Source organism: Paracoccus sp. (in: a-proteobacteria) (assembly GCF_047973135.1).
In the GTDB taxonomy this organism is placed as follows: Bacteria; Pseudomonadota; Alphaproteobacteria; order Rhodobacterales; family Rhodobacteraceae; genus Paracoccus.
The window spans coordinates 1-1,759 of sequence record NZ_JBKEBL010000213.1; the positions used below are offsets into that span (position 1 = coordinate 1).

Annotated in this window: 3 protein-coding genes; 1 reads left to right on the forward strand and 2 read right to left on the reverse strand. The window is 59.1% G+C overall.

Features of this window, described 5'->3' with window-relative positions; translation table 11 throughout:
* On the reverse strand, window positions 1–220 hold a 220-nt coding region (locus tag ACK5L9_RS16325; RefSeq protein ID WP_416912517.1), incomplete at its 3' end, for a VOC family protein.
* Window positions 221–259: 39 nt separating this feature from the next.
* Here ACK5L9_RS16325 and ACK5L9_RS16330 point away from each other — a divergent pair.
* Window positions 260–802 carry a winged helix-turn-helix transcriptional regulator gene (locus tag ACK5L9_RS16330; RefSeq protein WP_416912518.1) on the forward strand — a complete coding sequence of 181 codons (543 nt, stop codon included), beginning with the start codon at window positions 260–262 and terminating at the stop codon, window positions 800–802.
* Between the two features lie 133 nt (window positions 803–935).
* Here ACK5L9_RS16330 and ACK5L9_RS16335 read toward each other — a convergent pair.
* Window positions 936–1,759: ATP-binding protein (locus ACK5L9_RS16335; protein ID WP_416912519.1), on the reverse strand; the 824-nt coding region annotated here is incomplete at its 5' end.

Genomic DNA, 1,759 nt, shown 5'->3' on the forward strand with positions numbered 1-1,759 from the left:
TTCCGAACACCGGCACACAATTACCGGGCGCAGGTTCGGTATGTTCGCCAAGACCAATGGTGACGCCGGGCGTGTTCGTCCGAAGCTCTGACCATCCGGCCTCGTCTGCATGATAGACTGTCTCAAACCCCAACATGCCGCCATACCAATCGGCGCTGGCATGGCGATCCTTGACAGACAGCGCGATGGTGATGGTTTTATCTACGGTGATGAGGGGCATGGGCTTTCCTTTGGATTCGAAATATACTAACTATACTTTATGGACATAACAGCGTTTGTCAACATAACGGCGAGAGCATGGGCGATACCGATCCTGTCGCACCTGCACGCTGGCGTGGCCGGACGGCAGGCGCCTCTGTTGGCGGCGACCGGGGCGAGCAGAACGGCCTTCGCCCAAAGCATGGAGCATTTGATTTCCCTGGGGCTGCTGGAGCGAAATCCCGGCCATGGTCATCCGCTCCGCCCCGAGTTTCGCCTCACGCAGAAGGGGGCCGCCGCCGCCGCCATCGCCCATGGCGTCCAGAATGTATCCACCAAAGAAGATCAGGACCTGCTTCGGCGATCATGGACGCTGCCGGTGTTGACCACGCTGCACAGGCCGCGCCATTTCAATGAAATCAAACGCAACCTTCCCACCATCACAGATCGCGCCCTGTCACAGTCCTTGAAATCCATGGAGGTCAGGGACTGGGTCTGTCGTGATGTCGACGTGGCCGCGCGCCCTCCCAGATCAATTTATCGCGCTGTGAACAGGGGTGGTGAAATAAGCAGAATCACGGCGCCGGAAATCATCTTCGCGTGAAAGCCAGGAAAGTTTGCACGGCCGCCACTCATGCCGCCGGGTCATGTCGTCCCCTCATCGCCTTTGCAGATCCTCTATACGTTGCGACGAGCCGCCCCTGCTGTCGCCATGAACCGGTGACAAGGCCCGCCGATTACGCAGACCACAAGCAAGAAAGCGGGGCAGCGAACATGTTGTCACCGAACGGGACCACCTGATCGTGATCGTAGAGGACCAGCCCCTGCACGAATTTCCCGCCGCAGGCCTCCGCCAGCTTGCGCATGCCGGAAAAATCGCTGGCGGACACCGTGGCCGAGGCCTTGACCTCGATCCCCACGACCTCTCCGCGACGGTTTTCCAGCACGATATCAACCTCATTCCGGTCCTTGTCGCGGAAATGCGCGAAGGCGCAGCGCTGATCGCTCCAGGATGCGATCTTGCGCAGCTCGCTGAAGACAAAGGTCTCCAGGATGGGGCCGAAGGCAGTGCGGTCCTTGGCGACAATATCCGGAGAGATATCGCGCATCGCAGCCAGAAGCCCGGCATCGAGGAAATGCAGCTTGGGTGATTTGGTCAATCGCTTCAGCCGGTTGGTGAACCAGGGCTGAAGGCTGTGAACCAGATAAAGGCTTTCAAAGATGCGCAGATACTTAGCCGTCGTCACATGGTTAAGGCCGAGGGCTGCTCCGATCCCGGAATAATTCACCAACTGGCCCGAATGCTCGGCCAGAACCGACAGCAGCCTTGGCATGATCGCAAGCTGCTCGATCTGGGCGACATCGCGCACGTCGCGCTGCACGATCGCGTCAATGTAATCGTGATACCAGTCCTGTTTCCGCGCCCATCTTTTGCGACCAAGCGCCTCCGGATAGCCGCCCGAAAGCACGGTCTGAACCAGATCACTGCCGAGGATCATCTGCTCAGCGACAGGCGCTTGTCCCGAAAATGCCCGGTCGATGAACCCGACTTTCCGGCCAA